The sequence below is a fragment of the Bilifractor sp. LCP21S3_F8 genome (assembly GCF_052117805.1).
In the GTDB taxonomy this organism is placed as follows: Bacteria; Bacillota; Clostridia; order Lachnospirales; family Lachnospiraceae; genus Bilifractor.
Map to the genome: position 1 here is coordinate 39,883 of NZ_JBQKIK010000024.1, position 15,700 is coordinate 55,582.

Sequence of the window (15,700 nt, forward strand, 5' to 3'; positions counted from 1 at the left end):
GGCCGGCCGCAGAGGACTTCGAGTTCATACCTTATTTGCAGAGATCCGCTACAACCTTACTGATGGTCTTTCCGTCCGCCTTGCCTTTCAGCTCCGGCATGACCGTCTTCATGATCTGCCCCTTGTTCTTCGTCGCAATGACATCGGCAAATCTGCCGGTCAGAACCTCGCGGATCTCCTCCTCAGACATCATCTTCGGCGCATAAGCTGAGATGATCTCATAGCGGTTCCTGTACTCCTCCTTCAGATCCGCGCGCGAATCCGGACAGCTGTCATACTGCTCCTTCGCGGCGCGAAGCTCCTTCATGATCGCCCGGTCCGTGATCTCCTCCGTAATATTGTCACGGCTTCCCTCATCAATCGCGATCTTCTTCGCCCCGGAAACCAGCGCAGCTATTGTATCCTTTCTGATTTTGTCGCGAGCCTTCATGGCCGCGATCATATCCTTCTGTAATTTCTCAAACTGCATTCTTAAACACCTCTTTTCGGTCTACAGTATATCACGGCACACGCACACGGCGCAAATAAAACAGCTGCACTCTCCCAATCCTGCAGGAATGAGCACTTCCGCGCCATTTCGCGCTCTGTTGCAGCACCAGCAATTCCATTGACTTTTCTTTCCCTCGTGTTATATAATCTGCGCAGACATGTGTCTTGTCACGTATCCGGACAGAACACCTGCACTGACAGAATAGCTGCTCCGAACGGAACACCTGCACTGGCAGAATAGCCGCTCCGGCGCAGGTGGAAAATCGGAACGGCAGACAAAATGGGGAAAGGAAGAAAAGGAGAAAAAAAGAAAAATGGAAAAGTTCAAGGCGTTTCTTAAGAAAAAGAACATAGAAATATCCCTGAAGCGCTATGGCATCGATGCGCTCGGCGCCATGGCTCAGGGACTTTTCTGTTCTCTTCTGATCGGCACCATCATCAACACCATCGGTACCCTGTTTCACATCGGAGCTCTCTCCGCTACCGTGGCAACCGTTTCCGGTGTTGACTACACCGTAGGCGGCCTCGCCATGGCGATGAGCGGACCGGCGATGGCCGTTGCCATCGGACGGGCTCTTCAGTGCCCGCCCCTGGTCCTCTTCTCACTGATCACAGTCGGTTTTGCTTCGAACGCCCTCGGAGGCGCAGGCGGACCGCTCGCAGTACTATTTGTCGCAATCATTACCGCGGAGATCGGGAAGATGGCCGCCGGAGAGACCAAGGTCGATATCCTTGTCACACCGCTCGTCACCATCGGTGTCGGTGTCGCCCTTTCCGCCCTGATCGCGCCACCACTCGGAAAACTTGCGATGATGGTCGGCAATTTCATCATGTGGGCGACAGAGCTGCAGCCGCTCCTGATGGGCATTCTGGTATCTGTCGTCGTCGGAATTGCTCTGACCCTTCCGATTTCCTCAGCCGCAATCTGTGCGGCTCTCCAGCTCACCGGCCTCGCCGGCGGCGCCGCCGTTGCCGGCTGCTGCGCCCAGATGGTCGGATTCGCTGTGATGTCCTTCCGCGAGAATAAATGGGGAGGTCTGGTATCCCAGGGAATCGGAACCTCCATGCTCCAGATGCCCAACATCGTAAAAAATCCAAAGGTCTGGATTGCCCCGATCGTCACCTCCGCCATTACCGGACCAATCGCCACCTGCGTCTTCCGCATGCAGATGAATGGGCCGGCGATTGATTCCGGAATGGGCACCTGCGGTCTCGTCGGACAGATCGGGGTCTTCCAGGGCTGGCTGAATGATATCGCTGCCGGGACGAAGACAGCGATAACCGCCAGCGACTGGATCGGACTGGTTCTGATCTGCTTCATCCTTCCCGCCGTCATCTGCCCGCTGATCAATCAGTTCTGCCGCAGAAGAGGCTGGGTAAAGGACGGAGATCTCACCCTGAAGCAGAATTGACCCGTCGCCTGCTCATACATACACGCCCTTACGATAAATCGTGCCACACACTGTATAGGCTACGGATTGCTCCGTGCTTTGCACTCCCGCAATCCTGCAGGTGACCGACTTCGTCGGTCTTCCGCGGCGTGAGCCCCACCGCTTCACACAATGTGTGAGCGGATGTGGCTCACTGTTCGCGCATATTCGGATTTCACACGTTCGCACCGATCTTATTACATATGGTCAAAGAGGCGGCAGGTTCAGCCTGCCGCCTCTTTGCTCTCTTCGGAAGAGGAACTTCCCGAAGAAGTCCCTCCCTCTTCATCTCCGGAGGAACTGTCCGCGGCAGTTCCTCCGCTCTTTGCACTCGAATCCGATGCTGTGCTCTCCCCGGTGATGTAGGGGAAGAACACATCACTCCGGTTGTCCTTGTCAAACATCGAATTGTATTCCAGTATATTATAGTTCCTGATCCATTTTGCCTCGTCACCGGTTGCGTTTTCCAGATGCTCAAACTGCTTCGTCGTCTCCGAATAGTATCCACGGGAATTGATCGCCGGCACGGTCTTCATCATCTCCGCCAGGAACTTGTTATACGCGGGAAGTTCAATATTCGCTCTTTCCAGCGTCAGAGTAGACAGATAGTTCAAACTGGTGCAGTCAATCGTGGTTGCATCTGTATCATAGTTTGTCCAGATAAAGAAGGGCACCTTGAAGAAGTTCTCCAGCTCGTCCATGGTCAGTCCGGACATTCCCTTTCCGTTCAGATACCGGTAGAAATACTCGTCCAGACTCGGCTGATGATCTCCGAAGAATACGATCTCAACCGGATCATCAACACCTTCGAAGTACTCGACCAGGTTTTTCACCGCGGTATCGGTCGCCTGCGCGCAGGTCAGATACTGATTGACATCGCTGAAAATTCCCGGTTCTGCCGTTACCGTCGGCGTGAAGTTGGAATACGTGCCTGTGTAACCGCCGTGATTCTGCATCGTAATGCCGGTGATCAGAAGACTCTCTCCGTCTTTTTTCTCGTTGTAGCGGTTGATAATCTTGTCAAAGAGCTCCTGATCCGTGATATAGTCACGCATGATATTTGTCTGATCAAAAAATCCCGCCGGATCATCCATGAAATACGTTTCATCATATCCAAGCTTCGGATACACAGTCTTTCTGCTCCAGCCGCTTGCGTAGTAGGGATGCATGGCAACCGTCGTGTAGCCCATATTTTTTAATGTGGATACAATGGAGAACGGGGTATTGTTCATATACTGCTGGTACACAACAGATCCGGACGGCAGGAACGCCATGGAATTTCCGGTCTGATACTCCCACTCGGAGTTCGGCGTCTTAGCGCCAAAAACAGACGACAGGGCATAGCCCTTTATCGTATTCTCGCTCATGGAATGAATGAACGGCATGTAGTCACCCACATTGGTCTCCAGATTGCCCAGTACGGAAAGATCCGCAAAGGACTCATCCATGATGAAGATGATCGTCGGATTCTTGACCTCCTCGTTTGTGGTCACATTCTGAACCGCATCCGCGTCCTTATAGGTATCCTCCAGTTTTTTCACTGCACTGGCAGAGTAACCCTCCGGCGGCTGGACAAAGTTGTCGCGGACACTGAGGACAAAATTCAGAACAAAGCCGTTCTGATAAGTTCCCTTCTGTTCCCATGTCTGGGTCTCTGTGTTCGCTGTCTTCTGAAACACATAGCCGAAAAGCGCAATCATAAGGGCCGCGCTGATGATTCTCTGCAGCCAGTGCCAGGTGTATTTCACCTTGATTTTCCGGACAAGCATCACATACAGGATGCTCAGCATAATGATATACGCGCCTCTGTCATGCAGAATGAACGAGTAGTTCTTGACAACACTCAGTCCGGTTCCGACCGTGATCAGATCCGAATATACGATTTCATTTCCACGAACCGTGTATACAAAATAGTTCGTGTACGCAAAAGCCGTCAGCGCACAGTGTGCCGCGATTGCGGACCAGGACGGCCGGCTGAGAATCAGCTGAAACAGGAAATAGACCGACAGAATCAGCAGAACATTCATCAAATGTGTATGTTTTGAGGTCTTGATAAAAAAATCAGGCGCCAGGATTACATGCTGCACGCAGAACTCCGTGAACTTGCAGCTCAGAACAAACAGAATCGCCGTCCAGACCCACGGAACCCTGTCGCTCAGCTCAAAATCAATATTCGTGACAACAAACAGCACGCCGGCATAGGGAAGCAGCGTCCAGAGCATATATCGGGTGATCGCATACATCACAACCGCCGCCGCCAGAAGAATGCCAAAGCAGAGCATTCGCTTTTTGGTGATATTAAAAGATATCTTCATTTCAGCCGTACCAACTTTCTGATGTGAATTCTCATCCTGAAAAAGTATTTTCGGATGACGCGGTTAGACACTGTTTACTAACATATCATAAATCCGCGTCGAATCAAGTCTTTTTCACATTTTATTCACAAAAAATACCTGCAGTTCCTGTTTCCGCGCAATCCTTGAAACACAAATTACATCTCAATCAGCTTCAGATTTTTCTCCAGCTCTGAGTAATCCCGGATCACCGCCGCGCCAGGCTCCGCGCCTTCATGCCTTGCGGCAAGCTCCGCCGTCTGATACAGGATTCCCCGCAGGCCCGCCTCCCTCGAGCCGAGTACATCCAGCCTGTAGTTGTCTCCAATATAGACACATTCGTCCGGCTGGAAACCCGCTTTTTTCACACAGAAGCGGAAAAATTCCGGGTCCGGCTTCTCCGTGCACACCTCGGCACTCGTAATCAGATCCTCCAGCAGACTTCCCATCCCAAGCTTACGGACTTTTCTGTACTGGATCCAGGACAGCATATTGGTCGCGCAGGCCACATAATATCCCCGATTTTTCAACTCCCCAAGAAACCGGTAAACGCCTTTCTCCGGCGTCATATTCTGAATCAGCGTGTCCCAGTAAATGTCATACATCATACCTGCATACGGGAAAACCGGTTGCCCGATATCCTGCAGGAAGCGGCTGAAGCGGATCAGCCTGTCGTGGGTCGCAGCCTGTTTCCATCCCATCTCCCCGATCAGCTGATCCATGATCTCGTGGATTCTCCGCCCGGTGAATTCTTCCGACAGACCGAACTGCCGCGCACAGAATCTGTTCAGCGTTTTCTGTGCCGCGTCATCGGCGTTATCATAGCTGTACAATGTGTTGTCCAGATCAAAAAATACTGCTTTTCTCATGTTCCTCCCACTTAATCAAGGTTCTTCCTCTGCGCATGTCTCTTTGCTCAGTCTGACCCATCCGTATCCGGCTGGATCTGTAAACTATACCTCCCGCAGCCTGCATGCCCCTGCATTCAGTCTGACACATCCGTATCCGGCTGGATCACCACCTGATAACCCGGGAATTCTCTTCTGACATCTCCGCATACATCCTCCACAAGAGCCTCCCTGTCCGGTACGAAGAAGTCGATCACCATGTCAAAGCGAATCGTTTTTTCCTTTTCATCCAGGTAAAATCCGTGAATCTGCAGAACATGATCGTGGGACATGACGATTTCTGTCACCCGTGTCTGAATCTTTCTCGCCAAATCATCCTGTGTATTCATGGAATAGATGCCGATGCCCGTCAGAATGACACCTGTCTCGCCGTATATCTTATGCGCGATTCTTCTCTCGAGCTCATCGATTTCATCTGCCGTGCAGGTATCCTTTACCTCGATGTGAACCGATCCCAACCATTTATCCGGACCATAGCTGTGCAGGACAAGATCATAGGCTCCGTAGACACCTTCTACCTCCTCGATTTTTTCCTTTACCGTTCGCGACAGCTCGCTGTCCACACGCTCTCCCAATATCTGACTCAGGGTGTCTCTGAGCATTTCGATTCCGGATTTGATGATGACAACGGAAATCACTGCGCCGAGCCAGGATTCCAGCGAAATATGGAAGAACATATAGATGAACGCAGCCGCAAGCGTCGATGCCGAAATGACGGAGTCCAGCGTCGCGTCCTGTCCGGAATTCACCAGAGAATCTGAATTCACCTTCTCACCGATACGCTTCACATAGCGTCCGAGAACGATCTTCACGACAACAGCAACCGCGATGATCACGAGAGTCAGTGCGGAATAATCCGCTTTTTCAGGATGAATGATTTTTCCCACTGATTCCCGCATAGAGCTGATTCCCGCATAGAGCACAATCAGGGAGATAATGGCAGAGCTCAGATATTCCACCCTGCCGTAACCCATCGGATGCTTCCGGTCCGGTGCCTTTCCCGCAAGCTTTGTTCCAACGATGGTGATCACCGAGGACATCGCGTCGCTCAGGTTATTTACCGCGTCAAGAACGACCGCTATCGAATTCGACAGCATTCCAACAATCGCCTTGAATACCGCGAGAAGCACATTTGCTATGATTCCCGTGATACTCGTCCGGATGATCACCCGGTCACGCCCAGAATCCTGAAGCGTTTCCGGCAATTCCTGTCCCCGCTCCGCGTTTTCTGTCTCGCCTGTTCCGGCTTCGTGAACGCCTTCGATGTCTTTTCTGTCTCCGGGATTTTTATTTTCCATGATTTTCCCTTCTCCTGCTTCATTACTTTCCATGTTTTTCCTCTCTCCGGGTTTTTTACCTGTTCTGTCTGTTTTACTATCTTTCATTACTGCTCCCTCTGAAGCGTGCCCACGCCAGTGCGTATCAGTCATCCCAGATAATGGTGCCTCTGAGTTCTCTCTTCCAAAACCTGCCTGTGCCCGTGCGTACCCGGCACAAACGACATGTGTATCGATTATAAGAAAATCAGATAGCGATATCAAGCCATCTTCCTTTATTTTCTGTACATTTTCTCGTCATTTGCGGATCTCCCCCTCATCCACCCGGATATTACCGTGGTTCTGTCTTTCCCTCCCGGGGATTTCTCCTGATTTCTGTTCTTTTCTTCTTGCCTTTGAAGGTGTTTCTTCTTATACTATAAGGCGATAACAGCAGATGATGTACGGGTTACCCATTACCCAACAGGAGGAAAATTCATGAAGGAATTTAAGCCAATCAAGGAAGGCAAGGTCCGCGAGATCTATGATAACGGCGACAGCCTGATCATGGTCGCTACAGACCGTATTTCTGCGTTTGATGTAATTCTGAAGAACAAAGTTACCAAGAAGGGCACCGTCCTCACACAGATGTCCAGATTCTGGTTTGATTACACCAAGGATATTCTGCCGAACCACATGATCAGCACGGATGTCAAAGATATGCCGGAATTCTTCAGACAGCCGCAGTTCGACGGCAACAGCATGCTCTGCAAGAAGCTGACGATGCTCCCGATCGAGTGCATTGTTCGAGGATACATCACAGGAAGCGGCTGGGCAAGCTATCAGAAAACAGGCCTTGTATGCGGAATCAAGCTTCCTGCCGGACTCAGAGAATGTGACAAGCTTCCGGAGCCGATTTACACTCCGAGCACCAAGGCAGAGATTGGCGATCATGACGAGAATATCAGCTACGAGAAGAGCATCGATGTTCTCGAGAAGCTTTACCCGGGACACGGCGAGTACTACGCAAACTGCCTGAAAACCTATACCCTCAAGCTCTACACGGAATGCGCCGAGTATGCGCTCTCCAAAGGCATCATCATCGCCGACACAAAGTTTGAATTCGGTCTCGACGAAAACGGCAATGTCGTTCTCGGTGACGAGATGCTCACTCCCGACAGCTCCCGTTTCTGGCCCGCAGAGGGTTATGAGCCGGGACATTCACAGCCGTCCTTCGACAAGCAGTTCGTCCGCGACTGGCTCAAGGCAAATCCGGACAGCGATTACAACCTTCCTCAGGATGTCATCGACAAGACGATCGCGAAATACAAGGAAGCCTACAAGCTTCTGACCGGTTCCGATCTGAAATAACGAACGTACATGCAGCTGTCCTCCGGGCAGCTGCATTTCTGTCTGTGTTAGGTTTTCGTAAATTTCGATAAACTGCGGAATCGTTCACATAATGTTCATTTTATCATCAAAGGTAATTCACATCCCCCTGCTAGACTGTAAACCATAGTACAAAGCAAACTACTTAATTTCTTTTTCATTGACCGATTTCATATCGGTTTCTCCTTCCTTTATTTATTTAATAAGAGACGGAACTGCATGCTGGAGCAGTTCCGTTTCTTATTTTTTCGTTTTTTTCTATCTATCTTCTTCGGGTTGTTTCCCGATTTTTGCGTATATACTCTTTGAACGCACAGCCGGGGCATCTATGCCCCGCGTACGCATAAGACAGCGGCCCCGGGCAACGCCGACATGATCGACTTCATCCTATGCCCTGCGTGCGTATAAAACCGGAAACAGTTTCAAAAACCAACGAGATAAAACACGCTGCGCGAGTTTTATCTCGCTATCGCGACGCTCGCCGCACACGAATACTTCGCATTCGGCTGCGGCTCACTGTTCGCGTAAACAATGCACCCGGAGACAATATGTCTCCGGGTGCGTCTGACTCGATATGTTTTATTGCATCTCAGAAAAAATCTTATTCGCGCTTACCAGCTTCACACAGAGGGTGAAAAGCTTCGCCGCCGTCTTCAGATCATCGATCGGCGGATAGGTCGGAGCGATACGGATATTGGAATCGTGCGGATCCTTTCCATAAGGCCATGTAGCTCCGGCGCCAGTCATCTGAACTCCCGCCTTTTTGCACTTTCCTACGATTTCCTTCGCACAGCCGTCCAGAGCGTCAAAGCTGATGAAATAACCGCCCTTCGGCATCGTCCATGTACCGATCTCCAGTCCGGAAAGCTCCTCGTCCAGAATCTGCTCCACCGCCTCGAACTTCGGACGGATGATATCCGCCTGCTTTCTCATGTGCTCCACCATGCCGTGAATATCCTTGAAGAAACGCACGTGACGAAGCTGATTGACCTTATCATGGCCGATTGTCTGATGCTTCATGGTCTCCAGAATGTCCTTCATGTTGTTCGGCGACGTAGCCATTGCCGCGATGCCGCTGCCCGGGAAGGTGATCTTGGAGGTAGACGCGAACTTGTATACGAGATCCGGATTGCCGGCACGCTTGCACTCGGCGAGAATCTCAATCAGGTAATCCTGCTTGTCGTCATAGAGATGATGAATTCCATAGGCATTGTCCCAGAAAATCCGGAAGTCCTTTGCCGCCGGCTTCAGTCTGGCGAAGCGGCGCACCGTATCATCGGAATAGGAATATCCCTGCGGATTCGAGTACTTCGGAACGCACCAGATTCCCTTGATGGAATCATCGTTTGCGACAAGATTCTCGATCATGTCCATATCCGGGCCGGTCGGAGACATCGGCACCGGTATCATTTCAAAGCCGAAATATTCCGTGATTCCGAAATGACGGTCATATCCCGGGACCGGACAGAGCCATTTTACCTTGTCCAGCTTGCACCACGGTGTATTCCCCATGATTCCGTGGGAATACGCGCGTGAAATTGTATCATACATAACGTTCAGAGAGGAGTTTCCATAGATGATGATATCATCCGGATTATTCTCCATCATATCTCCGATCAGAACCTTAGCCTCATGGATTCCGGTCAGAACTCCATAGTTTCTGCAGTCCGTCCCGTCCTCGCAGGTAAGATCCGCATCTGACGTAAGAGCGTCCATCAGTCCCATCGAGAGATCCAGCTGCTCCTGACAGGGCTTTCCGCGTGCCATATTCAGGTTTAATTCCATCCCCTGGTACTTCTTGTACTGTTTTCTGAGTAATTCGATCTCCGACGCAAGCTCTTCCTTGCTCATTTCCTTGTAAGGCTTCATATCCTGTACTCCTTCCGATGCGGTTTATCTGATCCTGTCTGATACAAAATGGAGGATCCATTCGTATTTTTCAGACCATCGAGTGCTATTATAACACCGATATGCAAGTATTTCATCAGTATCTTGCAAAATTGTGGATTATTGACAGGCAAAACCTTGCAGAAAAGAATTTTTTGTTCATTTAATATTCATCTTTACTTCAGCATCAGAAATGCTCCGAGATTTCCCCGCATCCCGTGGCTGGCCCTGTGAGAAAAAAGTACCTTCGGATTGCAGCAGGTGCACACCCCCGTTACAGAGATCTGCTCCGCCGACACACCGGCATCCTCAAGGACGATCCGATTTGTCTCCCAGAGATCCAGCTGATAGTGCCCGTTATGCCTGTCCTCCAGAATCTCACTCTCATGTCCGTGAAATTCATCCGCCATACGCTGTGCCACATCGTCGCTTACCTCATAACAGTCCCGGCAGACGGAAGGTCCGATCGCACAGATCAGATCTTCCGGATTGGTTCCGTAATTTTCCCGCATTCTCTGTACGACAGCCGCTCCGATTCTTGCCACAGTTCCCCTCCAACCGGAATGTGCCATGCCGATTGCGCGGTGCACCGGATCCACGAACGCCACCGGAACGCAGTCTGCAACGAAAATGCTCAGCACCAGACGGCGCTCATCCGTCACCAGGGCATCCACATCGTTCTGATCCTGCGGTCTTGTCAGACCCTTTCCAGCATCCGCCTCCGTCACGGTCCGGACATTTGATGTGTGCATCTGCGAAGAGAAAACAAACCGGTCTGAATCAACTCCGAATTCCTGAGCAACTCTTCGGAAATTCTCCCGCACGTTCTCCTCCCGGTCGCCTCTGGAAAAACTCAGATTCAGGGAGCGAAGGTGCTCCATTCCGGGCTCCGTTCCGCTCACACCGCCTATCCTCGTGGTAAATCCATGCTCCACAATCCCCGTCCGGTCCAGGGAAGGAAACTTCAGAAGCGGAATCCGCTCACCCGCCAGAACAGGCAGGTCCGTATTCTCCTTCCTGTTCAGTGCTATTTTAATCTTATCAGTTGAAGAATATGCCATCTATTCCTCCCATAACTCATACAGCTTGTGGCACCCCGCTTGCAGTTTTTTCCTGATTTTTGGGACAAAAATCAGAACCGGCGCAGCGCATACAGCTTGTTGCCCCTCCGCTTACGGGCCATGGTGCTTTACTTTCTGCTCTTATCCGTGATCCAGTCGATCAGCTCCCCGTCAACCACCTCGTGATCCAGTTCATTCAGAATTTCATGCCGGTCACCGGGATATATCCTGCATTTCACGTCGCGCGCTCCGCATTTCCGGAAATTCTCCGCTACCTTCGCGGGCCCCTTTCCGAAATTTCCTACCGGGTCATCTCCGCCGCTCACAATCAAAACCGGAAGCTCCTTTGGTATTCTGCTGATATTCTCTTCCTTCTCAGCAGTCTCAATCCCGGTAAAGAGATTGTAATATGCGTTCAAGGTAAACATAAAATTGTTCCAAGGGTTCGCGCAGTATGCATCGACGATTGCCGTATCGCGGGTAAGCCAGTCATTGGCTGTCCGCGCAGGCTCAAATTTTTTGTTGTAGGAGCCCAGTGCCATGTTATTGACAAACGGACTCCGATACCTCCAGCCCTTAATAGCAGCGATCGTTTTACAGATCGTCTTTCCTGTCCTGAGCGTACCCGCGCTCTGATATCCGGTTCCCGAGATCACCGCCCCGGAAAGCCCTTCCCCGTACTCCTCAATATACTGCGCGGTCAGGAAGGAGCCCATGCTGTGTCCCAGGATAAAATAAGGTACGCCCGGATATTTTTTCTCAGTCATCTCACGCAGACTCTGAATGTCTCCAATCACACAGCGGTTTCCATCTTTTTCCGCAAAATAGCCGTAATCCTCTTCGCTGACAACGGACGCGCCGTGTCCCAGATGGTCGTTCCCCACGACATAAATTCCCTTTGTGTTCAGAAGATTCGCAATTCTGTCGTATCGATCGACAAATTCCACCATGCCGTGAACCACCTGAACGACTGCACTGACCTCACCATCCGGAATCCACTCGATCGCGTGAATCGATGTTCTCCCATCCTTTGAAGGATATCTGAAATCCCTTTTCATGTAAAAACCTCCCTTGTCTCAGTTTCCCTGATCTCCAGTTCAACTGTCGTATGAAATTCTTCCCCTTGAACCCCAATTACCTTTCCCTAAGCCCCGATTGCCTTCCTCTAAAACCGCAATTACACTCCTCCTACCTTCACTCCTCATAGGAATCCCGGGCACTCAGATAAACCGTCTCAAAGGCCGCCCCCGTTTCCCTGGCTGCCCTGACAACGCTTTCATATTCCGGATACACCTTCTTCCTGCTGCCGATGCTCACGGTTTTGACCTCAATCTCTCCATAAGGAGTCATCACCTTTTCCGCCTTTCTGGGAAGCGTATCTCTCTCCATCCGGACTCTGCGGATTCCGATCGTCGTCGTCTCCTCAAAGATGATCCGCTCCAGAGCCGGAATTTCCTGCTCGTCGCAGAGCACCGTGAGAAGCCATCCCGGCCGGTTCTTCTTCATATAGACCGGCGTATAATGGGCATCTCTTGCCCCTTTCTCCAGAAGCCGTTCCAGCGTATAGCCGAGGGCCTCGCCGCTGCAGTCATCAATATTGGTTTCCAGCTTCCATATGCCGTCACCGGCCGTAAGGCCGTCGGAAAAGTTCCTGTTCTCTGCCCCCGCCGCTTCTGCTCCGATTATAATCCCGCTCCCGGCGGAACACGGCTCTGCAGCTCCGGCGCAAGGGCTTTCCGATTCCGGAACCTCCACGGGTTCAATCAGCATAGCTCTCAGGATTCCCGGGACCTCCTGTTCCCGCTTCCCCGCTCCCAGTCCTGTGGCAAGGATCCGGAATCTTCCGGGAAGATGGTCAGAGGTGATGACCGCGGCAGCAAACGCTGCTCCCGTAGGCGTCACATATTCCCCCTGCCTGTCGCAGATCTCAAGATTCAATCCGCCAGCCTGAGCGATATTCATGACCGCGGGAACCGGAACTGGCAGAAGTCCGTGCTGTGTGCGTACCATTCCTCTTCCCTCACAGAGCCTCGGGATGATCACCCCATCTGTCTCAAGGCTGTCCATACATACCGAGACCGCCACAATGTCCACGATGGAATCAATGGCTCCGACCTCATGAAAATGGACCTGCCCCGTCGGAACCCCGTGTGCTTTGGCTTCCGCCTCCGCCAGAATCTCAAAAATTCTGCCTGCGAGCTCCAGTGCGTGATCCGACATATCGACATCCGCCAGGATATTCTCGATCTCCTCCAGCGTCCGGTGCGCGTGATGCGCTTTATGTGCCGGCACCTCCCCCGCCATTTCCCGGCTGCCGTAAAGATAAGCCGCGTCATGGTCGTGATTCTCATGCTCCTCGTCCAGAATCACACGAAAATCACAGCAGTCTATGGCTGATTTCCTCACTCTTCCGATTTCGACACGGAAGCCTTCCGCATGAATGCTTCCAAGCGCCCGGTCCAGAGCTCTGCGGTCCGCGCCCAGATCCAGAAGCGCCGCAACTGCCATATCCCCGCTGATTCCGGACGCGCAGTCCAGATACAGATATTTTTTCCCCTGATTCCTCATCCCCATTCTGTCATTCCTTTCCGGTTCCACTTCGCTCCCTCGCAGCCGTCAGAACAAAGATCTCCTTATCCAAAGACCTTCCTTTTTGACGATTTCTGACGACGACATCCCCGCCCGGCTGCTTCCGCTGCCTCATAGAAAAATCACATACCACAGACTATCCAGACTTCTTACCGGCCATCTGCGTCCGTTTCCGTTACACTGCCCCGGACAGCAAGACGGTTGATCTGCGTAGCCATATATCCGGCGCCGTACCCGTTGTCGATATTCACTACCGCTATCCCGTTCGCGCAGGAATTGATCATCGTCAGAAGGGCCGAGAGTCCGTTCAGACTGGCTCCATAACCAACCGATGTCGGAACTGCGATCACCGGATTCCGGACAAGTCCTCCGAGAACACTCGCCAGTGCCCCCTCCATTCCCGCAACCGCAACGACACAGTTTGCTGCCTGGATTTCCTCCATATGTGCGAACAGCCGATGTATCCCGCTGACGCCCACATCATAGATCCGGTCCACCGCAGATCCAAAAAATTCAGCCGTCTGCGCCGCTTCTTCCGCAACGGAAATATCCGCTGTCCCCGCGGTGCAGACGGCAATTCTGCCGCTTCTCACCTTATCTTTTTTTTCCACCTTGAGGATATGAGAAACCGGATCATAGACCACTTCCGGAATCACGTCTTTGATCATCCGGTACTGGTGATCACTCGCGCGGGTGCCCAACACCTCTCCATATTGTCCGAGCATCTTTCTGTAGATACTGACCAGGAAATCATCCGTCTTTCTCTCACAGTAGATAACCTCCGGGAAACCGGTCCGTGCATCCCTGTTCATGTCCAGCTTCGCGTACCCCATCTCCTCGATGCCGCCTCTGTCGAGCAGCTTCTCCGCCTGTGCGACACCGATCTCGCCGTTCTTCACTTTTTCCAGTATTTTCCTTATATCCGACATTCTCACACCCTTCTGCCCGTACATCTGGAAACCGCTGCAGCACATCTTTCCAGTGCGCTGTAATTCTCACGCCCTTCCGCCTGTACAGTCTGGAAATCTACGAGTCATGCCTCGGTTCCATGTTCCTTCTGCTCCCTGGTGAGCGTCTCGTTCATGCTGCCGGAACGGTATCCCTGAAGATCCATCGTCACATATGCAAATCCATAATTCTTGAAGCTCATCACAATTGTCCTGCGGATTTCGTCCCGCATCAGCCTTGGAAACTCCTCCGGCAGAACCTCGATCCTGGCGATTGTCCCGCCGTGGATTCTCACCCGTACCTGATGAAATCCGAGATCCAGCAGAAGCTGCTCGGCCTGATCCACCATGTGAAGCCTGTCCCTCGTAATCTCCTCTCCGTATACAAATCTCGAAGACAGACAGGCGAAGGACTGCTTGTTCCACGTCGGGAGATTCATAGCCTTCGACAGCCTGCGAATCTCCGCTTTATCAAGACCCGCATCCCTCAGCGGGCTCTTAACGCCAAGCTCGGCTACCGCCGTAAGTCCGGGACGATAATCGCCGTTATCATCCATATTCGATCCCTCCGCGACGAAAGCAATCCCGTTTTCCCTCGCGATGCCCAAGATCTTCTCAAAAAGCTCATGCTTGCACAGGTAACAGCGGTTCTTCGGATTATGCCGGAATCCCTCGATCTCCAGCTCCTCCGAAAGCACCACCTCATGACGAATTCCTTCCTTCTCGCAGAATTCCTCCGCCTCCCTGAGTTCCCTCTCCGGAAAGGATTCTGACCTTGCGGTTACAGCAATCATTCTGTCCCCCAGTACATCATGCGCAGTCTTCACCAGAAAAGTCGAATCCACACCGCCCGAAAAGGCGACCGCAAGGCTTCCGAAGCCCTCGATCTCCCTTCGCAGGATCTGAAGCTTCCCTTCCAGTTCCTGATCAATTCCCTCCACCGGTACATTGAACGCCGTCATCATCCGCTCCTCCTCTGTGTCGACAACCGCAGGCATTTCTTACAAAAACAGCCCGCATCTATGATGTCCATATAGGAACATTATATATGCGGGCAGATTGATTTGCAACTGACCTTCACAGCACCGGTAACAGCAAAACGCACGGCACAAAACTCAGAACGCAAAGCGACGGACACAAATCACACGATGCAAATAACCCGATACGCATTACCCGGTGCGCATTATCCGATGCGCATTACCCGATACGCATTACCCGAATCGAGTAGGAGGCGGTGACTAACCGCCGTCCTCTCACAACACCGTACGTACCGTTCGGTATACGGCGCTTTCAATAGTTGACGTGCACAGACTGATAGGCCGTGGCTAAATCATAGAAGCCACTGTTTATCAGTCTTTCTTTTGTCATAGCCATATTGACTGCGACTGTATGCGTCGTGAACCAATGGCCT

12 protein-coding genes are annotated in these 15,700 nt (G+C 51.8%); 2 read left to right on the forward strand and 10 right to left on the reverse strand.

The window, feature by feature from the left end:
- Positions 1–31: 31 nt before the first annotated feature.
- Positions 32–469 carry a GatB/YqeY domain-containing protein gene (locus ACTQ3A_RS10830; protein ID WP_441099658.1) on the reverse strand — a complete coding sequence of 146 codons (438 nt, stop codon included), beginning with the start codon at positions 467–469 and terminating at the stop codon, positions 32–34.
- Between the two features lie 334 nt (positions 470–803).
- Here ACTQ3A_RS10830 and ACTQ3A_RS10835 point away from each other — a divergent pair, with 334 nt between their 5' ends.
- Complete coding sequence (locus ACTQ3A_RS10835; protein ID WP_441099657.1) at positions 804–1,901, forward strand: PTS transporter subunit IIC; 1,098 nt, start codon at positions 804–806, stop codon at positions 1,899–1,901.
- A gap of 242 nt (positions 1,902–2,143) precedes the next feature.
- On the opposite strand, the gene ACTQ3A_RS10840 is transcribed toward ACTQ3A_RS10835, so the two are convergent.
- From ACTQ3A_RS10840 to ACTQ3A_RS10850, 3 genes are all read right to left on the reverse strand, one after another.
- Positions 2,144–4,234, reverse strand: coding sequence for an LTA synthase family protein (locus tag ACTQ3A_RS10840; RefSeq protein ID WP_441099656.1), 2,091 nt, complete (start codon positions 4,232–4,234; stop codon positions 2,144–2,146).
- Positions 4,235–4,410: 176 nt separating this feature from the next.
- Entirely contained in the window at positions 4,411–5,121 is a 711-nt protein-coding gene (locus ACTQ3A_RS10845) for an HAD family hydrolase (protein WP_441099655.1), read from the reverse strand.
- Between the two features lie 116 nt (positions 5,122–5,237).
- Entirely contained in the window at positions 5,238–6,491 is a 1,254-nt protein-coding gene (locus tag ACTQ3A_RS10850) for a cation diffusion facilitator family transporter (protein ID WP_441099654.1), read from the reverse strand.
- Positions 6,492–6,914: 423 nt separating this feature from the next.
- Here ACTQ3A_RS10850 and ACTQ3A_RS10855 point away from each other — a divergent pair, with 423 nt between their 5' ends.
- The gene (locus ACTQ3A_RS10855; RefSeq protein ID WP_441099653.1) at positions 6,915–7,787 is read left to right on the forward strand and encodes a phosphoribosylaminoimidazolesuccinocarboxamide synthase; all 873 of its coding nucleotides are present in this window, start codon (positions 6,915–6,917) and stop codon (positions 7,785–7,787) included.
- A gap of 597 nt (positions 7,788–8,384) precedes the next feature.
- Here ACTQ3A_RS10855 and ACTQ3A_RS10860 read toward each other — a convergent pair.
- The 6 genes from ACTQ3A_RS10860 to larE form a co-directional block, all read right to left on the reverse strand.
- On the reverse strand, positions 8,385–9,674 hold the full coding sequence (locus ACTQ3A_RS10860) for an aminotransferase (RefSeq protein WP_441099652.1): 1,290 nt from the start codon (positions 9,672–9,674) through the stop codon (positions 8,385–8,387).
- 194 nt (positions 9,675–9,868) lie between these two features.
- Positions 9,869–10,753: a peptidoglycan editing factor PgeF gene (gene pgeF, locus ACTQ3A_RS10865; RefSeq protein ID WP_441099651.1), complete on the reverse strand. Its 885-nt coding sequence runs from the start codon at positions 10,751–10,753 to the stop codon at positions 9,869–9,871.
- 128 nt (positions 10,754–10,881) lie between these two features.
- Complete coding sequence (locus ACTQ3A_RS10870; protein WP_441099650.1) at positions 10,882–11,811, reverse strand: alpha/beta fold hydrolase; 930 nt, start codon at positions 11,809–11,811, stop codon at positions 10,882–10,884.
- A gap of 136 nt (positions 11,812–11,947) precedes the next feature.
- Positions 11,948–13,327 (reverse strand): nickel pincer cofactor biosynthesis protein LarC, encoded by a 1,380-nt coding sequence (gene larC, locus ACTQ3A_RS10875; protein WP_441099649.1) that lies wholly within the window; start codon positions 13,325–13,327, stop codon positions 11,948–11,950.
- A 164-nt stretch (positions 13,328–13,491) separates the two neighbouring features.
- Positions 13,492–14,271, reverse strand: coding sequence for a nickel pincer cofactor biosynthesis protein LarB (gene larB, locus ACTQ3A_RS10880; RefSeq protein WP_441099648.1), 780 nt, complete (start codon positions 14,269–14,271; stop codon positions 13,492–13,494).
- Positions 14,272–14,375: 104 nt separating this feature from the next.
- Entirely contained in the window at positions 14,376–15,221 is an 846-nt protein-coding gene (gene larE / locus ACTQ3A_RS10885) for an ATP-dependent sacrificial sulfur transferase LarE (RefSeq protein WP_441099760.1), read from the reverse strand.
- Between the last annotated feature and the right edge of the window lie 479 nt (positions 15,222–15,700).

Coding starts and splice junctions, on each gene's coding strand:
- ACTQ3A_RS10830 (WP_441099658.1), bottom strand. CDS start 469: ATGCAGTTTGAGAAATTACAGAAGGATATGATCGCGGCCATGAAGGCT.
- ACTQ3A_RS10835 (WP_441099657.1), top strand. CDS start 804: ATGGAAAAGTTCAAGGCGTTTCTTAAGAAAAAGAACATAGAAATATCC.
- ACTQ3A_RS10840 (WP_441099656.1), bottom strand. CDS start 4,234: ATGAAGATATCTTTTAATATCACCAAAAAGCGAATGCTCTGCTTTGGC.
- ACTQ3A_RS10845 (WP_441099655.1), bottom strand. CDS start 5,121: ATGAGAAAAGCAGTATTTTTTGATCTGGACAACACATTGTACAGCTAT.
- ACTQ3A_RS10850 (WP_441099654.1), bottom strand. CDS start 6,491: ATGGAAAGTAATGAAGCAGGAGAAGGGAAAATCATGGAAAATAAAAAT.
- ACTQ3A_RS10855 (WP_441099653.1), top strand. CDS start 6,915: ATGAAGGAATTTAAGCCAATCAAGGAAGGCAAGGTCCGCGAGATCTAT.
- ACTQ3A_RS10860 (WP_441099652.1), bottom strand. CDS start 9,674: ATGAAGCCTTACAAGGAAATGAGCAAGGAAGAGCTTGCGTCGGAGATC.
- pgeF (WP_441099651.1), bottom strand. CDS start 10,753: ATGGCATATTCTTCAACTGATAAGATTAAAATAGCACTGAACAGGAAG.
- ACTQ3A_RS10870 (WP_441099650.1), bottom strand. CDS start 11,811: ATGAAAAGGGATTTCAGATATCCTTCAAAGGATGGGAGAACATCGATT.
- larC (WP_441099649.1), bottom strand. CDS start 13,327: ATGGGGATGAGGAATCAGGGGAAAAAATATCTGTATCTGGACTGCGCG.
- larB (WP_441099648.1), bottom strand. CDS start 14,271: ATGTCGGATATAAGGAAAATACTGGAAAAAGTGAAGAACGGCGAGATC.